The sequence below is a fragment of the Kitasatospora sp. NPDC049285 genome, from assembly GCF_040678815.1.
Taxonomy (GTDB): domain Bacteria; phylum Actinomycetota; class Actinomycetes; order Streptomycetales; family Streptomycetaceae; genus Kitasatospora.
In genome coordinates this window covers 1-20,645 of the sequence record NZ_JBFAQR010000096.1, presented here as the reverse complement: position 1 = coordinate 20,645, position 20,645 = coordinate 1, and the positions used below count along the sequence as shown (strand labels likewise).

At 73.0% G+C, this 20,645-nt stretch carries 20 protein-coding genes; 5 read left to right on the top strand and 15 right to left on the bottom strand.

Translation table 11 applies throughout. The features are described from left to right. Positions 1-141: 141 nt before the first annotated feature. The 3 genes from AB0K51_RS33175 to AB0K51_RS33165 form a co-directional block, all read right to left on the bottom strand. Positions 142-933: a DUF3710 domain-containing protein gene (locus AB0K51_RS33175; protein ID WP_363461735.1), complete on the bottom strand. Its 792-nt coding sequence runs from the start codon at positions 931-933 to the stop codon at positions 142-144. A 154-nt stretch (positions 934-1,087) separates the two neighbouring features. After that, a complete protein-coding gene (gene dut / locus AB0K51_RS33170; RefSeq protein WP_363461733.1) occupies positions 1,088-1,555 on the bottom strand; it encodes a dUTP diphosphatase in 468 nt (155 codons plus the stop codon). Continuing rightward, complete coding sequence (locus AB0K51_RS33165) at positions 1,552-2,139, bottom strand: PaaI family thioesterase (protein ID WP_363461731.1); 588 nt, start codon at positions 2,137-2,139, stop codon at positions 1,552-1,554. Before AB0K51_RS33165 ends, dut begins: the two co-directional genes overlap by 4 nt. A 97-nt stretch (positions 2,140-2,236) precedes the next feature. Here AB0K51_RS33165 and AB0K51_RS33160 point away from each other — a divergent pair, with 97 nt between their 5' ends. Further along, a complete protein-coding gene (locus AB0K51_RS33160) occupies positions 2,237-2,695 on the top strand; it encodes a DUF3093 domain-containing protein (RefSeq protein WP_363461729.1) in 459 nt (152 codons plus the stop codon). A gap of 260 nt (positions 2,696-2,955) precedes the next feature. On the opposite strand, the gene AB0K51_RS33155 is transcribed toward AB0K51_RS33160, so the two are convergent. The 4 genes from AB0K51_RS33155 to AB0K51_RS33140 form a co-directional block, all read right to left on the bottom strand. Next, the gene (locus AB0K51_RS33155) at positions 2,956-3,255 is read right to left on the bottom strand and encodes a DUF4193 domain-containing protein (RefSeq protein ID WP_014138508.1); all 300 of its coding nucleotides are present in this window, start codon (positions 3,253-3,255) and stop codon (positions 2,956-2,958) included. A 527-nt stretch (positions 3,256-3,782) separates the two neighbouring features. After that, a complete protein-coding gene (locus AB0K51_RS33150; protein WP_363461727.1) occupies positions 3,783-4,757 on the bottom strand; it encodes an acyl-ACP desaturase in 975 nt (324 codons plus the stop codon). Between the two features lie 202 nt (positions 4,758-4,959). Further along, the gene (locus tag AB0K51_RS33145) at positions 4,960-6,273 is read right to left on the bottom strand and encodes a HAMP domain-containing sensor histidine kinase (RefSeq protein WP_363461725.1); all 1,314 of its coding nucleotides are present in this window, start codon (positions 6,271-6,273) and stop codon (positions 4,960-4,962) included. Between the two features lie 41 nt (positions 6,274-6,314). Beyond that, positions 6,315-6,968 carry a response regulator transcription factor gene (locus AB0K51_RS33140; RefSeq protein ID WP_363461723.1) on the bottom strand — a complete coding sequence of 218 codons (654 nt, stop codon included), beginning with the start codon at positions 6,966-6,968 and terminating at the stop codon, positions 6,315-6,317. A 446-nt stretch (positions 6,969-7,414) separates the two neighbouring features. Between AB0K51_RS33140 and AB0K51_RS33135 the strand changes: the two genes are divergently transcribed. Beyond that, on the top strand, positions 7,415-7,600 hold the full coding sequence (locus AB0K51_RS33135; RefSeq protein ID WP_363461721.1) for a hypothetical protein: 186 nt from the start codon (positions 7,415-7,417) through the stop codon (positions 7,598-7,600). A gap of 100 nt (positions 7,601-7,700) precedes the next feature. Here AB0K51_RS33135 and AB0K51_RS33130 read toward each other — a convergent pair whose 3' ends face one another. Both AB0K51_RS33130 and AB0K51_RS33125 read right to left on the bottom strand, forming a co-directional pair. After that, positions 7,701-8,501 (bottom strand): inositol monophosphatase family protein, encoded by an 801-nt coding sequence (locus AB0K51_RS33130; protein WP_363461719.1) that lies wholly within the window; start codon positions 8,499-8,501, stop codon positions 7,701-7,703. Between the two features lie 17 nt (positions 8,502-8,518). Then, complete coding sequence (locus AB0K51_RS33125) at positions 8,519-9,658, bottom strand: ferrochelatase (RefSeq protein ID WP_363461717.1); 1,140 nt, start codon at positions 9,656-9,658, stop codon at positions 8,519-8,521. 205 nt (positions 9,659-9,863) lie between these two features. Between AB0K51_RS33125 and AB0K51_RS33120 the strand changes: the two genes are divergently transcribed. Continuing rightward, positions 9,864-11,120, top strand: coding sequence for an MFS transporter (locus AB0K51_RS33120; protein ID WP_363461715.1), 1,257 nt, complete (start codon positions 9,864-9,866; stop codon positions 11,118-11,120). 32 nt (positions 11,121-11,152) lie between these two features. Here AB0K51_RS33120 and AB0K51_RS33115 read toward each other — a convergent pair whose 3' ends face one another. Beyond that, on the bottom strand, positions 11,153-11,839 hold the full coding sequence (locus AB0K51_RS33115; protein ID WP_363461713.1) for a hypothetical protein: 687 nt from the start codon (positions 11,837-11,839) through the stop codon (positions 11,153-11,155). Positions 11,840-12,366: 527 nt separating this feature from the next. Between AB0K51_RS33115 and sepH the strand changes: the two genes are divergently transcribed. Beyond that, positions 12,367-13,464 carry a septation protein SepH gene (gene sepH / locus AB0K51_RS33110; protein WP_363461711.1) on the top strand — a complete coding sequence of 366 codons (1,098 nt, stop codon included), beginning with the start codon at positions 12,367-12,369 and terminating at the stop codon, positions 13,462-13,464. 208 nt (positions 13,465-13,672) lie between these two features. Here the strand turns inward: sepH and AB0K51_RS33105 are convergent, their stop codons facing one another. The 5 genes from AB0K51_RS33105 to AB0K51_RS33085 form a co-directional block, all read right to left on the bottom strand. Further along, entirely contained in the window at positions 13,673-14,503 is an 831-nt protein-coding gene (locus tag AB0K51_RS33105) for a sulfurtransferase (protein WP_363461709.1), read from the bottom strand. Between the two features lie 80 nt (positions 14,504-14,583). After that, positions 14,584-15,234 carry a thymidine kinase gene (locus tag AB0K51_RS33100; protein WP_363461707.1) on the bottom strand — a complete coding sequence of 217 codons (651 nt, stop codon included), beginning with the start codon at positions 15,232-15,234 and terminating at the stop codon, positions 14,584-14,586. Positions 15,235-15,278: 44 nt separating this feature from the next. Beyond that, positions 15,279-16,439, bottom strand: coding sequence for a nucleotide pyrophosphatase/phosphodiesterase family protein (locus AB0K51_RS33095; RefSeq protein ID WP_363461705.1), 1,161 nt, complete (start codon positions 16,437-16,439; stop codon positions 15,279-15,281). An 8-nt stretch (positions 16,440-16,447) separates the two neighbouring features. Beyond that, positions 16,448-17,032 carry a DUF5998 family protein gene (locus tag AB0K51_RS33090; RefSeq protein WP_363461703.1) on the bottom strand — a complete coding sequence of 195 codons (585 nt, stop codon included), beginning with the start codon at positions 17,030-17,032 and terminating at the stop codon, positions 16,448-16,450. 116 nt (positions 17,033-17,148) lie between these two features. Continuing rightward, positions 17,149-19,920: a GNAT family N-acetyltransferase gene (locus AB0K51_RS33085; RefSeq protein ID WP_363461701.1), complete on the bottom strand. Its 2,772-nt coding sequence runs from the start codon at positions 19,918-19,920 to the stop codon at positions 17,149-17,151. A gap of 154 nt (positions 19,921-20,074) precedes the next feature. Here AB0K51_RS33085 and AB0K51_RS33080 point away from each other — a divergent pair, with 154 nt between their 5' ends. After that, entirely contained in the window at positions 20,075-20,353 is a 279-nt protein-coding gene (locus tag AB0K51_RS33080) for an HPr family phosphocarrier protein (RefSeq protein ID WP_363461699.1), read from the top strand. Positions 20,354-20,645 lie beyond the last annotated feature (292 nt).

Sequence of the window (20,645 nt, the reverse complement as noted above, 5' to 3'; positions counted from 1 at the left end):
ACCGGTGTTTCCTCGAACTCGCCTTCGTTCGCCCCTCTCGGCGCGACTCCGGAACTGTACGGGTACCGGCGGCCGCGAAGCAAATCCGCCCCCGCACGCGAACGGTGCGGGGGCGGAAGGGGACGCGGGACGTCCGGAAGGTCAGCGGACCTCGGTGATCTCGGGGCCCCGGGAGAACGGGTCGATCGAGCCGCCGGCGTAGGGGGACTCGGGCTCCGCGGGGGCGGCCGCGCCGTCGGCGACCATCTGGGCGTCCTCGGGGAGCTTGAGGACGATCGGGTCGCGGGGCGCCATCGGCGACTCGCCGCGGACCACGACGGTCTGGCGGAAGACCTCTTCGAGGATGCCGGCCATCTCGGGCTGGACGGCGGCCTGACCGGAGATCACGCCGCGCAGGAACCAGCGCGGGCCGTCGCAGCCGACGAAGCGGACCAGCTGGAAGCCGCGGTTGCCGTCGGGGAGCTGGACGGGGACCTGGGCGCGCAGGTGCCAGCCGAGGTTGCCCTCCTCCTCCTCGATGACGCCGCCCTGGCCGGTGATGCCGGTGGCGATCTCCTCGCGGACCTCGGGCCAGATGCCCTCGGACTTGGGGGCGGCGAACGCCTGGAGCTGGATGGCGCTGTTGCCGAGCACCAGGGTGGCGGCGACGATCGAGTCGCCCGCGACCTCGACGCGCAGTTCCATGCCCTCGACGCCGGGGATCAGCAGGCCCCCGAGGTCGACGCGGCCCTCTTCGGGCTTCTCCAGCTCGGAGACGTCCCACGGCCCGTCCGGGCGCGGGGCCGGCGGAAGGCCGACCCGCTCGGCCGGGTCCGGTTCGGTGTCGTTCTCGCTCTCGGCGGAACCCTCGACGTCATCGGCCGTCTCGTCGGCGCTGATGGCGTCCTCGGCGAGCTGCTCGACAGCGTCCTCGCTCTTGCGACGACGGAACACGGTCACTGTCCTTCCCGGTCCAAGACCGAATCCAAGACCGAACGCGAAATACCTGCTACCTGCTACCCATCAGACCGGCCGAAAACCGCGGCGAACCGCACCGCTTCCACCCGCTCGTCGTGCCAGCCCGGCCGGAGCCGAGACCGCGGGAATGCTAGACCGCGGCGTGACCGCCGGTCGAGCCGAACCCGCCATCGGACCGGACCGAACCCGGGAGCTCGCCCACCTCGTGGAAGCGGGCCTTCTCGACCTGCTGGATGACCAGCTGGGCGATCCGGTCGCCTCGCTTGAAGGAGACCGGCTCGCGCGGGTCCAGGTTGACCACGATCACCTTGATCTCACCACGGTACCCGGCATCGACCGTCCCCGGGGCGTTCACCAGTGCAACTCCGCAACGCGCGGCCAGTCCGGACCGGGGGTGGACGAACGCCGCGTAACCGTCCGGTAGCGCGATGGCGATACCGGTGGGGATCACCGCCCGCTCGCCCGGCTTCAGTTCGGCGTCGACCGTGGTGCGCAGGTCCGCTCCGGCGTCACCGGGGTGCTCGTACGCGGGGAGCGGGAGCTCCGGGTCGAGGCGGCGGATCAGGATGTCGACCGGGGGGCGGACGGGGTCGGTCACGGGTTCACCTCGAAGGCTCGGGCTCGCTTGATCAGGTCCGGGTCGTCCAGGACCTTCTGCACGTCCTCGGGACGACCGTGCGTGGTGAAGTGTTCCAGCTTCACCTGGATGAAGAGAGCCTGGGCGCGGATCGCGACCGGTCCGTCGGGGCCGCCGATGCGGCCCTCGGCGGCGCTGTAGACCTTGCGGCCGTGGACCCCGGTCACCCGCGCGTGGATGTGCAGCACGGAGTCGACGGGGACCGGACGGACGAAGTCGGTCTCCAGCCGGCCGGTGACGGCGGGGGCGCCGAGCAGCCAGTTGAGGGTTCCGAGGGTCTCGTCCATGGCGCTGACCAGGACGCCGCCGTGGGCGAGTCCGGGGCCGCCCTGGTGGCCCGGCTTGACGGTGAACTCGGCGGTGACGTCGAGCCGGTCGCCGGCGGTGGCGGTGAGCTGGAGGCCGTGGGGGTGGTGCGGGCCGCAGCCGAAGCAGTCCTCGTAGTGGGTGCCGATGACGGTGCCGGGTGCGGGGGCCTGCGGGGAGCGGGGCGGGAGGACGGCCTCTGCGGGCGGCGTGGTGGGGGTGGCGATGGGTCCGTTCACAGCGGCGACCTTACCGGCCGGTAGCTTTCCGGCGCAGCATCGTCCGGGGTGCGTCGCGGGGCCCCGGGGGCCGGGCCGGGCGTGTGGTGCGCCCACAATGGACGGCATGTACGACGAACGTCTCACCGTCCCGCGCTCCTGGTGGCTGCTGGCCCTCGCGCTCGGGCTCTCGCTCGCGCTGATCCTGCTCAGGTTCAGCGAGGTGGCCGCGCTGGTCGGCCTGGTGGTCGGGGTGGCCGCGGGCGCCGCGGCGCTCAGCGGCTACGGCTCGGCCCGGATCCGGGTGGTGCAGGGCTCGCTGGTGGCCGGGCAGGCCAGGATCCCGGTGAGCGCGCTCGGGGCGGCCGAGGTGCTGAACCCGAAGGAGGCGGTGGCCTGGCGGTCGGTGAAGGCCGATCCGCGGGCCTTCATGCTGCTGCGCAGCTACGTGCCGACCGCGCTGAAGGTCGAGGTGACCGATCCGGCCGACCCGACGCCGTACCTGTACCTGTCGACCCGCTCGCCGCAGCGGCTGGCGGACGCGCTCAGCGAGGCGGCCGTCGGCCGCGCCCGCTGAGTCCGGGGCCGGGGTACGGCCGGAGCGGCCGAAGGGCCGGAGAAAACCGGAAGGGACGGTTCCCGCGTGGTGGCGGGACCGTCCCTTTCGGCGTTTCTCGGCGAGCACTGCGTGGCAGGCGCGCAGCTCGCGGCCTACCGGGTGCGACCGCTCGGGACGGTCGCTGATGCTGCCTCCGGCCTTGCTGCTCAAGGCCGGACGGGGCGGCGTACCGGGCCGGCGGAGGGGTCTCGCCCGCCCGGGCCTGTGCCGCGCCGTTTTCAGGCGCCGCAGTCCCGGCAGATCGGCTGGCCGTTCTTCTCGCTGTAGAGCTGGCTCCGGTGGTGCACCAGGAAGCAGCTCATGCAGGTGAACTCGTCGGCCTGCCGGGGCAGCACGCGAACCGACAACTCCTCGTTGGAGAGGTCGGCACCGGGAAGCTCCAGGCCTTCGTTCGCGTCGTACTCGTCGACGTCGACCGAGCTGGAAGCCTTCTCGTTCCGGCGGGCCTTCAGTTCCTCGATGCTGTCCTCGTTGAGGTCGTCATCGGTCTTGCGTGGGGTGTCGTAGTCCGTTGCCATGTTTCGCTCTCCCCCTTTGGGTGTGTGCGGGTATCTCCAGCGCACGTAACGCCTGGGGGGCCGGTCTTGTGCCCGACCCGAGGCCGAGATTGTGCCTTACTTCAAGCCCTGTTACTCAATCGACACCCAGTCGGGGGCCCGTCAGGGTGATCGAACAGGGTCCGAACACGATCCCTCGGATGGGTGAACCAGGGCGGGCCGTGGCATCCGGTCGACTACCTACGGTAGCCGCCCGGAACCGACCGGGTCGGCAACTGCACGCTGCGGGACGGAATTTGACGACAGGTCGACTTGTCCGTGAATGCCCGGCGACATGACGCAGCGCAACCGAGTGGCCCGAACGGGTGATCACCCTCAAGGGGGACGCAAACGGATCGTACGCCGCGGTGTGAGCTTCGTCACATTGGCGCCGATGACGGGCGTTTGACGCGAAAACGGGCCTTTCGACCCGGGCTCACTCCGGTCGGATCGTCCGCTTACCGACCGTTGTGCCCGGGTCGGTTCCGGACCGGTCCCGGCACCCGCCGTCAGGCGCGGGCGGCGGCCGCGGCGGCGCGGCGGGCGAGCAGCGCGGCCTGGCGCTCGTCGAACTTGGTGGCCTGGGCGTCCAGGCCGTCCAGGAAGGCGCCGAGCTCCTGCTGGGCCTGGCTGCCGACCGGGCCGAGGCCGCCGATCTCCATCACCTTGAGGTGGCGCAGCACGGGCTGCAGCACGTCGTCGTGGTGGATGCGGAGGTTGTAGATGCCGCCGATGGCGATCTGGGCGGCGGAGCGCTCGAAGCCGGGCATGCCGTGGCCGGGCATCCGGAAGTCGATCACCACGTCGGCGACGGCGCGCATGGCCTCGTCGGGGGCGAGCTCCAGGGCGGCCTTCAGCAGGTTCCGGTAGAAGACCATGTGCAGGTTCTCGTCGTTGGCGATCTTCGCCAGCAGCTGGTCGCAGAGCGGGTCGCCGGAGTGGTGGCCGGTGTTGCGGTGGGCGATCCGGGTGGCCAGCTCCTGGAAGGCCACGTAGGCCACCGAGTGCAGCATGCTGTGCGAGTTGTCGGACTGGAAGCCCTCGGCCATGTGCGTCATCCGGGCCCGCTCCAGCTCGACCGGGTCGACCGCCCGGGTGGCCAACAGGTAGTCCCGGATCGCTATGCCGTGGCGGCCCTCCTCGGCGGTCCAGCGGTGCACCCAGGTGCCCCAGGCGCCCTCGCGGCCGAACATGCTGGCGATCTCGTGGTGGTAGCTCGGGAGGTTGTCCTCGGTGAGCAGGTTGACCACCAGCGACACCCGGCCCAGCGGGGTCACCTTGGACTGCTCCAGCGACCACGCCTCACCGCCGAGCACGCCGTCGAAGTCCCGCCCCTGGCTCCACGGCACGTACTCGTGCGGCATCCATTCCTTGGCGACCTTGAGGTGGCGGTTCAGCTCGGTCTCCACGACCTCTTCGAGCGCGAGGATCAGCCGGGCGTCGGTCCATGCGGTCGTTGCGGGGCGCTGCGGGGTGATGGTCACGGCGGTAGCTCCTGCGGGTGGGACGGGCTCACCTACGGCTGCGTAGGTTACGTAACCGTAAGTTGATCCGACACCAAATGACAAGCCGCCCCTGTCCAGCGCTTATGTCGTTCCGACACAGGCTGGACGGGGGCGGCTGAGGCCTTCGGATTGCTCCGAACGGCGTACACGGGCCACTGGCGGCCCGGGAGCGGGTCGACGACTACGGGATACGGACCTGCACCCGCAGGCCGCCTCCGGGGCGGGCAGTGGCCTCGATGGTGCCTCCGTGTGCCCGGACCACCGAGCGGACGATCGACAGGCCGAGGCCGACGCCCTTGTCACTGCGGGTCCGGTCGGCGCCCTTGACCCGGCGGAAGGGCTCGAAGATGTGCTCCAGCTCGTAGCCGGGGACCACCGGGCCGGTGTTGCTGACCACCAGCTCGCCGCCCCCGCCCGGGACCGCCCGGGTGGTGATCTCCACCCAGCCGTCCGGGCTGTTGTAGCGCACGCCGTTCTGCAGCAGGTTGAGCGCGATCCGCTCCAGCAGCACGCCGTTGCCGTGCGCCGGGGCGGGCGCCAGCTCGGAGCGCAGCTCCACCTCGCGGGTGCCGGCCTCCGGGCGGATCTGCTCCACGGCGCGCAGCGCGACCTCGGAGAGGTCGACCGCGCGGCGGTCGGTGATCTCGTTCTCGCTGCGGGCCAGCAGCAGCAGGCCCTCGACGAGCTGCTCGCTGCGTTCGTTGGTGGCCAGCAGGGTCTTGCCGAGCTGCTGCAGGTCGGGCGAGGCCTCCGGGTCGGCGAGCTGCACCTCCAGCAGGGTGCGGTTGATCGCCAGCGGGGTGCGCAGCTCGTGCGAGGCGTTGGCGACGAACCGGCGCTGCGAGTCGAAGGCGCGGTCCAGCCGCTCCAGCATCTCGTCGAAGGTGTCGGCGAGTTCCTTGAACTCGTCGTCCGGGCCGTCCAGCTCGATCCGGCGGTGCAGGTCGCTGCCGGCCACCTCGCGGGCGGTGCGGGTGATCCGGCCGAGCGGGTGCAGCACCCGGCCGGCCATCGCGTAGCCGACCGCGAACGCGATCACGGCCAGGCAGACCAGCGCGGTGAGCGCCTTGCGCAGCAGCGTGGACAGTGCGGCGCTGCTGCGGGTCGCCTGGTAGTTGTCCATCCACTTGTCGAGGGTGGCCTGGTCGGTGATCCGGGTGCCGTCGGGCAGCCGGAAGGTGACGTCCTGGCCCAGGGTGAGGTGCGGCAGCTGGTTGTCCTGGAACGCGGTCCGGACGAAGTAGTACATCAGCAGCAGCAGGACCACCCCGGCCATCAGGAACATCCCGCCGTAGAGCAGGGTGAGCCGGATCCGAATGGTGGGGCGCAGCGACAGCCAGGCGAACAGGCCGTCGCCGGGGTGGTAGGTGTCGTCCCGCCGGCGGGCGCCGCCCGGCTCGGAGGGGCGTGGGGGGTGCGGCGGGCGCGGGGGCACCTGGCCGGGGCCCTGGGCGGGCGCGCCGGGGGCCCCGCCGGGTGGTGGCGGGGTGGTCATGTCGGACGGGTCCTCTCAGCCGGGGCGGTGGTCGGCGGGGGTCACACCCGGTAGCCGGAGCCGGGCACGGTGACGATCACCGGCGGGTCGCCGAGCTTGCGGCGCAGGGTCATCACGGTCACCCGGACGACGTTGGTGAAGGGGTCGGTGTGCTCGTCCCAGGCCTTCTCGAGCAGCTGCTCGGCGGAGACCACGGCGCCGCCGGCCCGCATCAGCACCTCCAGGACGGCGAACTCCTTGGGGGCGAGCTGGACCGGCTTGCCGTCGCGGATCACCTCGCGGCGGCCGGGGTCCAGGCTGATCCCGGCGCGTTCCAGCACCGGGGGCAGCGGAACGGTGGCGCGGCGGCCCAGCGCCCGTACCCGGGCGACGAGTTCGCTGAAAGCGAACGGCTTGGGGAGGTAGTCGTCGGCGCCGATCTCCAGGCCCTCGACCCGGTCGCTGATGTCGCCGGAGGCGGTCAGCATGATCACCCGGGTGGCCAGGCCCTGTTCGACGATCTTCCGGCAGACGTCGTCGCCGTGCACCAGCGGCAGGTCGCGGTCGAGCACCACCACGTCGTAGTCGTTCACGGCGATCCGCTGCAGCGCGGCCTCCCCGTCGTAGACGACGTCGACGGCCATCGCCTCGCGGCGCAGGCCGGTGGCGACGGCCTCGGCGAGCAGCTGCTCGTCCTCGACGACGAGTACCCGCACGGCGGTTGTCCCTTCTCTGGAGCGGCCCAGACCGTGACGCCCGTGCGGGCCGTGGTGCACCGGGCGGCGGATCCGGACACGCGGATCCGACGGTGCCTCCATCCTGCCTGGTCGCGCGGTAAACAAGGGGTAAGTCCGGTGTGCCGGTGGCGAAAACGGAGTCGCCGGCTGCCGGTTGGACTGTGACCCGGGCAACTTTCCGGCCCGTCGAGGTTTCCCCCGCGCGGGGGCGGGGAGGACAGGTGCACACCGCGATACCGCCCTGCACGGATCGCGGCCACCACCCGCCGAGTGCCCCATCCGCACCGGTCTGGGCTCGAAAGCCTTCGGAACTCGGCCGCCGCGCCGTCTCCGCGCTCCCCGCCCGGGAGTGCCGGTTCCGGTTTTCGGTCCGTGCCGGGGGGTTGCCCGGACCGAGCCCGTCCGACACAGCAAAGGGGGCCCGTATGGACGCCTTCACCACCGGAATCCTTCAGCGGATCAAGAACGCCGAGCAGGATCTGCACCGCGCGATCGAGTCCGGGGACGAGTTCCTGGCCGAGGTCGAGCAGTCCGAGCTGGAGGACCTCCAGCGTCTCGCCGCCGAGCACGGCGTGGACACGGTGCACGGTACGCACCGCTCCGCCGCCTGACCTGACCTGATCTGATCCCCACCCGCACCAGCGAGCCCTGGCACCGTACCCGTGCCAGGGCCCTTCGCTTTCTCGGGGCGTGCCGAGTCCGCCGCCGGGCTCAGTCGTGCCAGGCGCCGAGTTCCTCCAGGCGGGCCTGCAGCGGCTCGAAGACGCCGGGCGGGGCGGCCACCGTGAGCTCGCCGTCGGCGGGCAGGCCGGGGCGGGAGCCGGTGAGCGCGCCGGCCTCGCGGGCGATCAGCAGTCCGGCCGCCCGGTCCCAGGGGGCCAGGCCGCGCTCGAAGTAGCCGTCGAAGCGGCCGGCCGCCAGGTCGCACAGGTCGACCGCGGCGGCGCCGGCCCGGCGGATGTCGCGCACCTCGGCCATCAGCGCCTGCACCACTTCGGCCTGGCGCACCCGGCGCTCGCGCAGGTACCCGAAGCCGGTGGCGACCAGCGCCGTCCCCCAGGCCGCGGCCGGACGGACCGTCAGCTGACGTCCGTTCAGGAACGCCCCGCCGCCGCGGACCGCCTGGAACAGCTCGCCGCGGGCCGGCACGTAAACCACCCCGACCACCGCCTCGCCGTCCAGCTCGGCGGCCACGCTTACCGCCCAGGAGGGCAGCCCGTACAGGTAGTTGACGGTGCCGTCGAGCGGGTCGACCACCCAGCGCACGCCGGAGGTGCCGGGGCGGTCGGCGCCCTCCTCGCCGAGGTAGCCGTCGGCGGGGCGGCGTCCCGAGATCAGCTCCAGGACCAGCTTCTCGGAGGCCAGGTCCATCTCGGTCACCACGTCCACCGGGCTGCTCTTGGTGGCGGCCACCCCGAGCTCCTCGGGCCGGCCGTCGCGCAGCAGCTCGCCCGCCTTGGTGGCCGCCTCGACGGCGGTGGCGAGCAGTTCGTCCAGCAGGGGGTCGGTCACGGCGGGAGTCCTCCGGGTCATCGGGCTTGGGCGGCGGCCGGGCGCGGCGCGCGCGGGTTGGGGCAGCAGGCGAGGGCGCACACGTCGTGGCTGGCCCCGCACGCGCCGAGCGCGCGGCGGGCGACCGGAACGCCGCGCTCCACCGCGGCGCGCTCCAGCACCAGCTCGCGCACGGCGGCGGTGAAACGGGGGTCGGCGCCCACGGTGGCGGCCCGGGCGACCGGCAGGCCGAGCTCGGCGGCGCGGGCCACCGCCTCGGTGTCGAGGTCGTACTTGACCTCCATGTGGTCGGAGACGAACCCGATCGGCACCATCACCACCGCCGGGGCGCCGTCCGCCCGCTGCGCGGTCAGGTGGTCGCAGATGTCCGGCTCCAGCCACGGGATGTGCGGCGCGCCGCTGCGGCTCTGGTACACCAGCTCCCACGGCCGGTCGGCGACGCCGGTGGCCTCGGCCACCGCCTCGGCGATCAGCCCCGCCACCTCCAGGTGCTGGGCCACGTACGCCCCGCCGGGGGTGCCGCGGGCCGGGTCGTCGGGGGCGCCGGAGCTCTCCGCCATCGCGGTCGGGATCGAGTGCGTGGTGAACGCCAGCCGGGCGCCGGATCGGACCGCCTCGGGCAGTTCGGCGAGCGCGGCCAGGGTCGCGTCGATCATCGGCTCGACGAAGCCGGGGTGGTTGTAGAAGTGCCGCAGCTTGTCGACGGTCAGCTCCGGCGCGCCCTCCTCGGCCAGCACGGCCAGCGCGTCGGCCAGGTTCTCCCGGTACTGCCGGCAGCCCGAGTACCCCGCGTACGCGCTGGTGGCCAGCACCAGCACTCGCCGGTGCCCGTCCGCGGCGATCTCCCGCAGGGTGTCCACCAGGTACGGGGCCCAGTTCCGGTTGCCCCAGTACACCGGCAGGTCCAGGCCGTGCTCGGCGAAGTCCTTGCGCAGCGCGGCCAGCAGCTCGCGGTTCTGCGCGTTGATCGGGCTGACCCCGCCGAACAGGAAGTAGTGCTTGCCGACCTCGGTCAGCCGCTCCTTCGGGATGCCCCGCCCCCGGGTCACGTTCTCCAGGAAGGGCACCACGTCCTCGGGGCCCTCCGGCCCGCCGAAGGAGAGCAGCAGCAGCGCGTCGTACGGCGCGTGGTCGGTGAGGATGCGCGTGTCGGACATGGCTCCGATCCTGCCACCCGCCACCCGCCGCCCGGTGCCCGACCGGCAGGCCGGTCCCTGACGGACCGTCGGGCCGGACGCGGGCGGCTTATCCGGGTGCGGGCGCTCCGTCACGGTTCGTAAGCTGTGATGACGAGAGTCGTGCCTTACGCCGAGCCTTGCCCCGAGCTTGACCCCGAGCCTGACCCACCCGACGGAGCCACCCGTGCTGTCCAGTTACCGCCAGATCTTCGCCGCCCCCGGCAGTCTGGCCTTCTCCTCCTCCGGCCTGATCGCCCGGTTGCCGATCTCGATGACCGGGATCGGCATCGTGACGATGCTGTCCGAGATCAGAGGCTCCTTCCGGATCGGCGGCGCGCTCTCCGCGGTCCTGGCGGTCTCCGCCGCGATCCTCGGCCCCCGGATCTCCCAGCTGGTCGACCGCCACGGCCAGCGGCGGGTCGCCCTCCCGGCCACCGCGGTCACCGCCCTGGCCGCCGCCGGCCTGCTGCTCTGCGCCCGGCTCGGCGCGCCCGACTGGACCCTCTTCGTCTTCGCCGCCGGCATGGGCGTGATGCCCAGCACCGGCTCGATGGTCCGCGCCCGGTGGGCCCACCTCTACCGCGACGAGCCGCCCAAGCTGCACACCGCGTACTCCTTCGAGGCCGTCGCCGACGAGATCTGCTTCATCGTCGGACCGATCCTCTCGATCGGCCTGGCCACCACGCTCTTCCCCGAGTCCGGCGTGCTGCTCGCCGGGGTCTTCCTGATCGTCGGCATCCTGCTCTTCACCGCCCAGCGCGGCACCGAGCCGCCGGTCCATCCCGCCGCCCACCGCACCGGCGGCTCGGCGATCCGCTCCAAGGGGCTCCAGGTCCTGGTGGTCACCTTCATCGCCACCGGCGGCATCTTCGGCTCCGTCGAGGTGGTCACCGTCGCCTACGCCAAGGCCCAGGGCCACATCGGCGCCTCCACCGTGGTGCTCGCCGTCTACGCGCTCGGCTCCTGCCTGGCCGGCGCGGTCTTCGGCGTCCTCAAGCTGACCGGCTCGATGGCCTGGCGCTTCCTCATCGGCGTCACCGTGATGGCCGCCGGCATGGTCCCGCTGATCCTCTCCGGCCTCTTCCTGCACGGCACCGCCGGACTCACCGCCGTAGGCGCCTCGCTCTTCCTGGCCGGCCTCGCCATCTCCCCCACCCTGATCACCGCGATGGCCCTGGTCGAACGGCTGGTCCCGGCCTCCCAGCTCACCGAAGGCATGACCTGGACCACCACCGGTCTCGCGATGGGCGTGGCCGTCGGCTCCTCCCTCGCCGGCTGGGTGGTCGACGCCGCGGGCGCCCCCGCGGGCTACTGGGTCCCCACCGCCGCGGCCGCGTTCGGCGCCCTGGTCGCCTACCTCGGCCTCCCCCGCCTCCGCCACGGCGTCGCCACCGCGGCAGCGGCGAACGAAGTGAACCTGGTGAAGAGCACCCAGGGCTGACGGCCCGGAGAACCCTTCGGGCGAACAGACCGTCAGCCCACCGGCGTGGTGCTCGGACCCGGGCTGACCAGCCCGTCCTGCGCGCCGGGCGTGACCGCCGCCCCGGCCGACGCCGCACCTGACGGTGCGTCGGCCGAGGGCGAGGGCGACCCGGAGGGGGTGGCCGAACCGGACGGGCTGGGCGAGGAGTTCGGCGAGGGCGAGCCGGACGGGGTGGCCGCGGGCGAACCGGACGGCGTGGTGGACGGGGCGGTGCTCGGCGATTTCCCGGGCGCCTCCGGCTGCGGGGCGGAGGGCTTGGACGGGTTGAACGAGGTGCCGCCGCCGGACTGCCCGGTGGTGATGGCGTTCAACGGTTTGCCGGCCGCGAGTTCCACCGCCGTGATCGGGACCATCGCCACCACGAAGACCAGCGCCGATACCGCGGTGTACGACTTCCAGGTCCAGCGCCGTTTCGCGCGCAGCACCCGGGGTTTGTTCCAGTCCTGGCTGATTCCGTTCGCCGGCGCCGGGCCCGGAAGGATCGGCTCGGCCCTTTCCGGATCGCGCTCCACCGCGTTGCGCAGTTGTTCCCCGGTGTGTTTGAAGAGGTGCTGGAAGACCGCGCTTCCGACGGTGGCCCCCACCGAGACCACGGCAGCGCCGAGTATCGTTCCGTACACTCCGAGTTCCGAGGCCAGCACCGCGCCGACCACCGCCGCCAGGGCACTCGCCGCCACCTGAGCAACCGTCAGATCAAGCCGTCTGCGCTCCCGCCGCTCCGCCCCTCCGGCCGGTCCGTGCGCGAACTGCTCCCTCTGCTGCGGCATCCCTGTCCCCGGGTCGGCGTGTCGAAATCTCGAACAAGTCTCTCCATCTTGCCCAAAGAAGGACACAAGGGTCGAAAATCTGGTTCCTGCCGGTCGATATATGTGAAGATGATCACCGTCCACTGATCGCACGCGCGTCTTCGGGGTGCCCACCCGTGAGATTCCGATGATTCGCGGGAGACTTGAGCGGCGAGCCGCCCCTGTGGATGCCACGAATGGAGTACTGTTCGTGGAGCCTGAGCCTTCGGTCCCGTTGTCGACTGCCCGTCAGACGGCGGCCCGGAAGCCCGGGATCGATGTCGACCGGCGACGTGGCAAACAGGCAACCGTGCCACAGCGGCGCGCCCGGGCGAAAGCCCGACACGCCGGGTAACTCTGCAAGGTTGTGGCCAGTCGCCAGCGGGCAGGCCACACTCAGTACGGGAGCAGCGACGCAGGTGACGTCGGCAGGCACCACCCGGGAGGTAACCGTGCCCGAACTGCGCGTCGTGGCCGTCAGCAACGACGGCACACGGCTGGTGCTCAAGGCTGCCGACAGCACGGAGTACACGCTTCCGATCGACGAGCGCCTGCGCGCCGCCATCCGGGGCGACCGGCCCCGGCTCGGCCAGATCGAGATCGAGGTGGAGAGCCACCTCCGCCCCCGTGACATCCAGGCGCGGATACGAGCCGGTGCCTCCGCGGAGGAGGTCGCCCAGGCCGCCGGCATCTCGGTGGAGCGGGTCCGCCGCTTCGAGGGTCCGGTGCTGGCCGAGCGCGCGTTCATGGCCGAGCGGGCCCGCAAGACGGCGATCCGTCGGCACGGCGAGTCCACCGGCCCGCAGCTCGGCGAGGCCGTCGCCGAACGCCTCACGCTGCGCGGCGCGGAGAAGGACAGCGAGCACTGGGACTCCTGGCGCCGCGACGACGGCACCTGGGAGGTCCGTCTCGCCTACCGCGCCGACGGCGAGCCCCGCAGCGCCAGTTGGTCCTACGACCCGCCGCGGCGGCTGGTACAGCCGAACGACGACGAGGCCCGCGCCCTGATCGGCGAGAACGTGGAACGCGAGGAGGACTCGGTCTTCCCGTTCATCCCGCGGATCGCCCGGCTCCCCCAGGACCGCCCGTCCCGCCCGATGATCGAGCGTCCCTCCGCGGACCGGATCATGCAGCCGCGCGAGGTCCGGGAGGTGCGGGAGGCCCGCGAAGCCCGCGAGGCGGTCGCCGAACGGGACTCCCTGACCAGCCTGTTGGACGTGGTCCCCGCCTACCGCGGCGACCTCACCCCGATCGGCCCCGCCGTCGAGACCACGGTCGCCGAGGAGGTGGAGGAGGTCGAGGAGACCGCCGCCACGGCCGCCCCCGCGGCCAGCGTCGGCGCGGGCTCCGCGTACGCGGACATCCTCATGCCCCGGTCCGTCGCCCCCCACCGCGAGCGCCTGGTCGGCACCACCGACCGCCAGGCCGAGGCGGACGGCGTCCGCCCGGGCCGGCGGGCGACGGTGCCCAGCTGGGACGAGATCGTGTTCGGGTCGCGCCGCAAGAAGCCTGAATAGCAGGGGCCCCTCCGGGGCCCTCTAGGGGCCCTGGGGGTACCTCCCGGCCCCCCTTGGGGCTGGGGGCGGAACGGCGGGAGTGCGTGGCGGTCAGGGTGCCGGGGCGCTGCGAGGTCTGGGCGCATAGAGGTCTCCCAAGACCTACAGCCGAGGTGAGACCGTCAGGCACTCGCCTCGCAGTTCCCCGAGCCCCTAGACGTTTGCCACTTCAGGCAGTTGCTACCGGGTTCTCCGGGTTCGCGGACCACTCGCTCCACGAGCCCGGGTAGAGCGCGATGCCCTCGAAGCCCGCGACTTCCAGCGCGAGGAGCTGGTGCGCGGCGGTGACGCCGGAGCCGCAGTAGACGGCGGTGGGGGTGGTGGGGGTGAGGCCGAGGGCGGTGAAGCGGGTGGTGAGGGTGGCGGCGGGGAGGAAGTGGCCGTCGGCGGTGAGGTTCTCGGCGGTGGGGGCGGAGATCGCGCCGGGGATGTGCCCGGCCCGCGGGTCGATGGGCTCGGTCTCGCCACGGTAGCGCTCCCCGGCGCGGGCGTCGAGCAGCAGGCCGCTGGTGGCGAGGTCGGCGGCCCCGGCGGCGTCGACGGTGGGGAGGTGGCCGGGGTCGACCTTGAAGTCGCCGTCGGCGGGGGCCGGGGTGTCGGTGGTGAGCGGGTGACCGGCGGCCTGCCAGGCGGCGAGGCCTCCGTCGAGGACGCGGACGTCGGTGTGGCCGGCCCAGCGCAGCAGCCACCAGGCGCGGGCGGCGGAGAGCGAGGGGCCCGCGTCGTAGGCGACCACGGGGCGGTCGCCTCGGACCCCGGCCCGGCGCAGCGCGGTGGCCAGGCGTTCCGGGTCGGGCAGCGGGTGGCGGCCGGCCGGGCCGGGCGGGTCGGCGAGCTCGTGGTCCAGGTCGAGGTAGTGGGCGCCGGGCAGGTGGCCCTTGGCGTACTCCTCGGCGCCGGGCGGGCCGCCGAGCTGCCAGCGGATGTCGAGCAGCACGGGCGGCTGCGCGGAGTCGAGCGCGGCGGCGAGGTCGGCGGCGGTGATCAGGGGCGAGGTCATGTCGCCCATTGTGGCGCGCGCCGGGCGGCGCCGGGGCGAGGTCGCCGGTCAGGACACGTGGCGCAACACTCGACGGACCGTCAGGAACCCTCGAAGGGGAGGACGTCCGGGGAGAGCACGGCGGCGCGGGCGGTGGCGGCGGTGAGCCGGCGGCGGTGGTGGCGGCGGCAGAGCACCTCGTAGCCGATCTCGTCCTCGTTGACGGCGACGTCGCCGACCACGACCTGTGCTCCCTCGACGACCATGACGCCGCCGACGGTGCGGGCGTTGTGGGTGGCCCGGGCGCCGCACCAGCAGAGTGCCTCGACCTGGAGGACCTCGACCCGGTCGGCGAGTTCGATCAGGCGCTGGGAGCCGGGGAAGAGCCTGGTGCGGAAGTCGGTGGTGATTCCGAAGGTGAACACGTCGATGCCCAACTCGTCGACGATGCGGGCGAGTTGGTCGATCTGCCCGGAGTCGAAGAACTGTGCCTCGTCGCAGATCAGGTAGTCGACCTTGCCGCCGGCGGAGAGCAGGTGGACCACGTAGGACTGGAAGTCGAAGTTGTCGCCGACCTCGACCGCGTCGGCCCGCAGGCCGAGCCGGCTGGAGATGATGGCGGTGCCGGCCCGGTCGTGGCGGGTGAAGATGATGCCCTGGCGGCCGCGGGCGGAGTGGTTGTGGTCCATCTGGAGGGCCAGCGTCGACTTGCCGCAGTCCATCGTGCCCGAGAAGAACACCAGTTCAGCCATGGGTGGAGCGTCAGCCTTTCGGGTGGGGGTTCGGGCGCGGGCGGTCAGCCGCGGACTTCGAGCAGCGGGACCAGCTGCTCGACCGGAGTCATCGAGCCGTGCAGGCCGACCATCTGGGACTCGCCGGGCTCCTGCCGGGAAGCGATCACCGCGATGTCGTCGCGGGCGGCGGCGACCACGTCGCCGATCCGGTGGTAGACCCGGCTGTCCACCGCGGGGCCGAACCAGCCCGCGTCGATGGCCTGGTCGCGGGTGGCGACCCACATCCGGTCGCCCAGCACCTCGCTCCACACGGCGTGCACGTCGTTGGCCGCGCCGGAGACCGCGTAGACGTGCCGGGCCCGGCCCTCGCCGCCGAGCAGGGCGACGCCGGCCGACAGCTCCCAGTCCTCGTCGAAGTCGATCCGGTCCTCCTCGGCGATGTCGATCATGCCGTGGTCGGCGGTGACGTACAGCGCGGAGCGCGGCGGGAGCTGCTCGGCGAGCCGACGGGCCAGCCGGTCGACGGTGTGCAGGGTGAGCCGCCACTCGTCGGAGTCGACGCCGAAGCGGTGCCCGGCCGCGTCGAGTTCGCTGACGTAGGTGTACACCAGCGCGCGGTCGTGCTCGGCGAGCCAGCGGGCCGCCTGGTCCATCCGCTCCTCGCCGGTGGTACGGCCGAGGAAGGTGCCGCCGGAGAGGGCGACCTGGGTGAGCGGGGTGGCGGCGAACAGCGGCGAGGAGACCTGGGCGGTGGCCACCCCGGCGTCGTGCGCCTGCTGGAAGACGGTCGGGTAGGGCTGCCAGGCGTGCGGGTCGAGCGGCGGCTGCCAGCGCAGCTGGTTCATCAGCTGGCCGGTGCCGGGGATGGCGACCGTGTAGCCGGCCAGGCCGTGCCGGCCGGGCGGCAGGCCGGTGCCCACCGAGGCCAGCGAGGTGGCGGTGGTGGACGGGAAGCCGGCGGTGAGCGGGCTGCCCGCCGCGACCAGGGAGGTGAGGAACGGCGCCCAGTCGGGGTGACGGCGGATCAGTTCCCAGCCGAGGCCGTCGACCAGGAAGACGCAGACCCGGTCGGCGGGCTCCAGCGGCAGGGCGCGGGCGTAGCCGTCCACGCCGAGGCCGGCGGCCACCGTGGGCAGCAGGTCGCTGAGGGCGGCGGTGCCGTAGCGGGGGGCCGGGGCGTCGGCGGGGTCGAGGATCTCGAAGGAGTCGTGGCCGAGGTGCATGCGCGAGCTCAGACCCCGGTCACGGTGGCCTCGGACAGCGCCCGGGCGAAGACCAGCGCCTGGGTGACCGTCTCCGGACCGTCGCCGGCCTCGCTGACCCGCAGCGACAGGTCGTCGGCCGTCGCCGAGCCGGTGTAGCCGTGGTCCGCCTCGCAGTTGGGGTCGGAGCAGCCCGCGGGCTCCAGGTCGAGCCGCTGCACGGCGCCCCACCCGATGGTGAGGACGACCTCGCGCGGCAGGGTGCCGGGGGTGTAGGTCTCGGGGTTGGCGACCATGCGGCTGACCACCACGGAGTTGATCCGGTCCAGGCGGACCGTCTCGGTGGAGGTGGTGGCGTACGGGACGGGGGTGGCCGCGTCGCCGTTCTGCTCGTCGGTGTGGCTGACCACGAAGCGGGACGGGGTGAGCACCAGCACGGTGACGTGCCGGCGGACCTCGTTGGCGTCGAAGGTGGTCTCCTGGTGCACCAGGTACGAGGTGATCGGCTCAGCGCCCACCGCGGACTCCACCGCCTCGGAGACCAGCGCCGGGTAGTAACCGCTGCGCTCGATCGCGGACCGCAGGTCCTGCGTGGTGGTACCGGTCTTCGCCATAACTCCATCCTGGCATGTCCCGCCGCTCCGGCGGGTGGCACTGCGCCGGGTCTGCCGGGCTTCCCCGGAGGTCCGCCCTCGCGCCGCCCGGTCTGCGGGCAGGCAACCACGCAAGGTTACAGGGTGCTCATGGCGCGCGGCCCCAGATCGGTGCGGACCGGCAGCGGTGCGATCCGCACCGTGGCGCCCAGCACGGCGAGGCCCTGCGGGGCGACCACGACCGGTTCGAGGTCGACCGAGGCGACCTCCGGAAGGTCGTCGACCAGCCGGGAGACCCGCAGCAGCATCTCCTCCAGCGCGTCGGTGTCGACCGCCTCCGCGCCGCGCCAGCCGAACAGCAGCGGGGCGGCGCGCACCTCGCGGATCAGCTCGGCGACGTCCCGGTCGGTGGCCGGGACCAGGCGGTGCGCGACGTCGCCGAGCAGTTCGGCGGGGGCGCCGGCCAGGCCGAAGGAGAGGATGGTGCCGACCGCGGAGTCGACCGAGGCGCCGATCACGGTGTCCACGCCGCGCGGGGCGAGCCGCTGCACCACCAGCCTGGCCTGCGCGGCGCCGCCGAGCAGCGCGTCCAGCTCCCGGTGGGCGCGGCGCAGTTCGGCCTCGCTGGTGAGGTCGAGCCGGACGCTGCCCAGGTCGGGCCGGTGCCGCAGGTGCTCGGCGGTGGCCTTCAGCGCGACCGGGTAGCCGAGCGTGGCGGCCGCCTTGACGGCGCTCGCCTCGTCGGGCGCGGACAGCGTCGGGCTGACCGGGATGCCGTAGGAGCGGAGCAGTTCGAGGGCCTCCGCGTCGGGCAGGGTGACCCTGGCGCCGCCGGCCTGCAGCCGGGCGGCGACCGCCTCGCGGCTGGTGAGGGCCCGCTCGACCAGCGCGGCCGCGGCGGCCTCGTCCACCCCGTCGAGTTCCGGCACCCGGGCGGTCTCCTCGGCCTCGGCGCTGCGTCGGCGCCACTTGGCGTAGCGGACGGCATCCGCGAGGGCGTGCACGGCGCGTTCCGGCGTGGGGTAGGCGGGCACCCGCCCCGCGCGCAGCCGTTCGACCAGGCCGGGCAGGGCGAGGTGGGCGAGCAGCAGCGGCTTGCCTAGTTCGCGGCCGCGGACGGCGGCGTCCAGCAGCGCCTGGGCGATCTCCGGGTCGTCCTCCAGCAGTTCGGGCGCCGGGTCGGGGCCGTGCACGCCGATCGGCGGGATGGCGACGGCGATCACCGCGTCGACGCTCGGGTCGCTGAGTGCGGTGTCCAGCGCGATCCGGAAGTTCTCGCCGGTGGCGCCGGTGGTCAGGTCGACGGGGGTGCGCGGGCGCAGCCCCGCGCTGAGGCAGGCGTCGTAGGTGAGCAGTCCGAGCGAGTCGGAGTTGCCGACCACGGCGACCCTGCCACCGGCCGGCAGCGGCTGGCCGGAGAGCAGTTCGCCGGTGTCGAACAGTTCGGTGATGGTGTCGACCCGGATCACCCCGGCCTGCTGGAACAGCGCGTCGACGGTGGCGTCGCGCAGCCGGGTGGCGGCGGGCTGCACCGCGTGGCCGGGCGGCAGGCTGCCGGTGTGCCGGGCGCCCTTGAGCACCACGACCGGCTTGGCGGCGGCCAGCCGGCGGGCGATCCTGGTGAACTTCCGCGGGTTGCCGAAGGACTCGAGGTAGAGCAGCACCACCTCGGTGGCGTCGTCCTCCTCCCAGTACTGCAGCAGGTCGTTGCCGGAGACGTCGGCGCGGTTGCCGACCGAGGCGAACGAGGAGATCCCGAGCCCGCGCCGGTGGGCGGCCTCCAGCAGCGCGACGCCGATCGCACCGGACTGGCAGAACACTCCGAACGGTCCGCGGTCCGGCATCACCGGCGCCAGCGAGGCGTTCAGCCGGTGCGTCGGATCGGTGTTGACCAGCCCGAAGGCGTTCGGTCCGATCACCCGCATCCCCGCCGCCCGGGCCTGCCGCACCAGTGCCCGCTGCCGGTCGCGCCCGTCCGGCCCGGTCTCCGCGTACCCGGCGGTGACCACCACCAGGCCCCGGACGCCGTGCGCCCCGCACTCGGCGACCGCCTCCGGCACCGCGGGCTCCGGCACCACGATCACCGCGAGGTCGACCGGCCCGGGGATCTCCAGCACCGACCGGTGGGTGGCCACCCCGTCCAGCAGCGTCCCGCGCTCGGCGCTGCGGTTCACCGCGTACACCGGCCCGTCGAACCCCGCCCCGATGTCCCGCAGCACCGCCCGGCCGACCGACTGCGGGTTGCGCGACACCCCGATCACCGCGACCGAACGGGGCGTCAGCAGCCGCTGCACGGACCGGGCTTCGGCGCGGTGCTCACGCGCCCGCATCACCGCCAGCGACGCGGCGGTCGGCTCCAGGTCGAACTCGAGGTGCACCACGCCCTCGGCGAAGCTGCGCCGCTGGGTGTACCCGGCGTCGGTGAACACCTTCACCATCTTCCGGTTCTCCGGCAGCACCTCCGCGGTGAACCGGCGGATCCCGCGCTCCTGCGCCACCGCCGCGATGTGCTCCAGCAGCGCCGAGGCGATGCCCCGGCCCTGGTGCGCGTCCTGCACCAGGAACGCCACCTCGGCGTCCGTCCCGGTGGTCGACGGCATCCCGTCCCGGTCGATCCGGTCGTACCGGACGGTGGCGATGAACCGGTCCCGCACCACCAGCGCCAGGCCGACCCGGTTCACGTAGTCGTGGTGGGTGAAGCGGCGCACGTCCTTGTCGGACAGGTGCGGGTACGGGGCGAAGAAGCGGAAGTACTTCGACTGGTCCGAGACCTGCTCGTAGAACTCGACCAGGCGGTCCGCGTCGCCCGGGGTGATCGGCCTGATCCGGGCCGTGCCGCCGTCGCGCAGCAGGACGTCGGCCTCCCAGTGCTGCGGGTAGCCGTGCTCCGCTTCCACCTCGTGGTCCACGGTCGCCAGCGTAGCCGTCGGCGAGCCTGATGGCGCCTAGCGTGCGCCGCACGGCAGGCTGGGCGGCGCGGTGTCGGGGCGCTGTTCCCGGACCGGCGTGTCACACTGGTCTAGACAACCTGCACCACCCTGCACCACCGGAAAGGCACCTCTCATGGCTGAGCGCCGCGTCACCATCGGTTGGGCCGAGGGCCTGCACGCCCGTCCCGCCTCCATCTTCGTCAAGGCCGTGACCTCCACCGGCGTCCCGATGACGATCGCCAAGGAAGGCGGCGCCCCCGTCAACGCCGGCTCCATGCTCGGCCTGCTGGCGCTCGGCGCGGAGGGCGGCGACACGGTGGTCCTCACCGCCGACGCGGAAGGCGCGGACGCCGCGCTCGACCGCGTCGCGAAGATGGTCCACGAGGGCTTGGACGAACTGCCGGCAGCGTAAGCGCCACCAGGGGCTCTGGGGGTACCTCCCGGCCCCCTCGGGGCTGGGGGCGGAACTGCGAGGCGAGTGGCGGTTAGGTCTCAGGACGGCTGGTGCTCTTGGATACGTCCATGCGCCCAGACCTCACAGCGCCCCGTGACCCCGACCGCCCCATACCCCCGCCGTTCCCCGGGCCCCTGACGGGGCCCATGGCATCAGCTGCGAAGGACACCCTCGGCGTCGGGCTCGGCCTGTTCCCGCTGGGTGTGGCTTTCGGGGTGTTGATGGTGCAGAGCGGGTTCGCCTGGTGGTG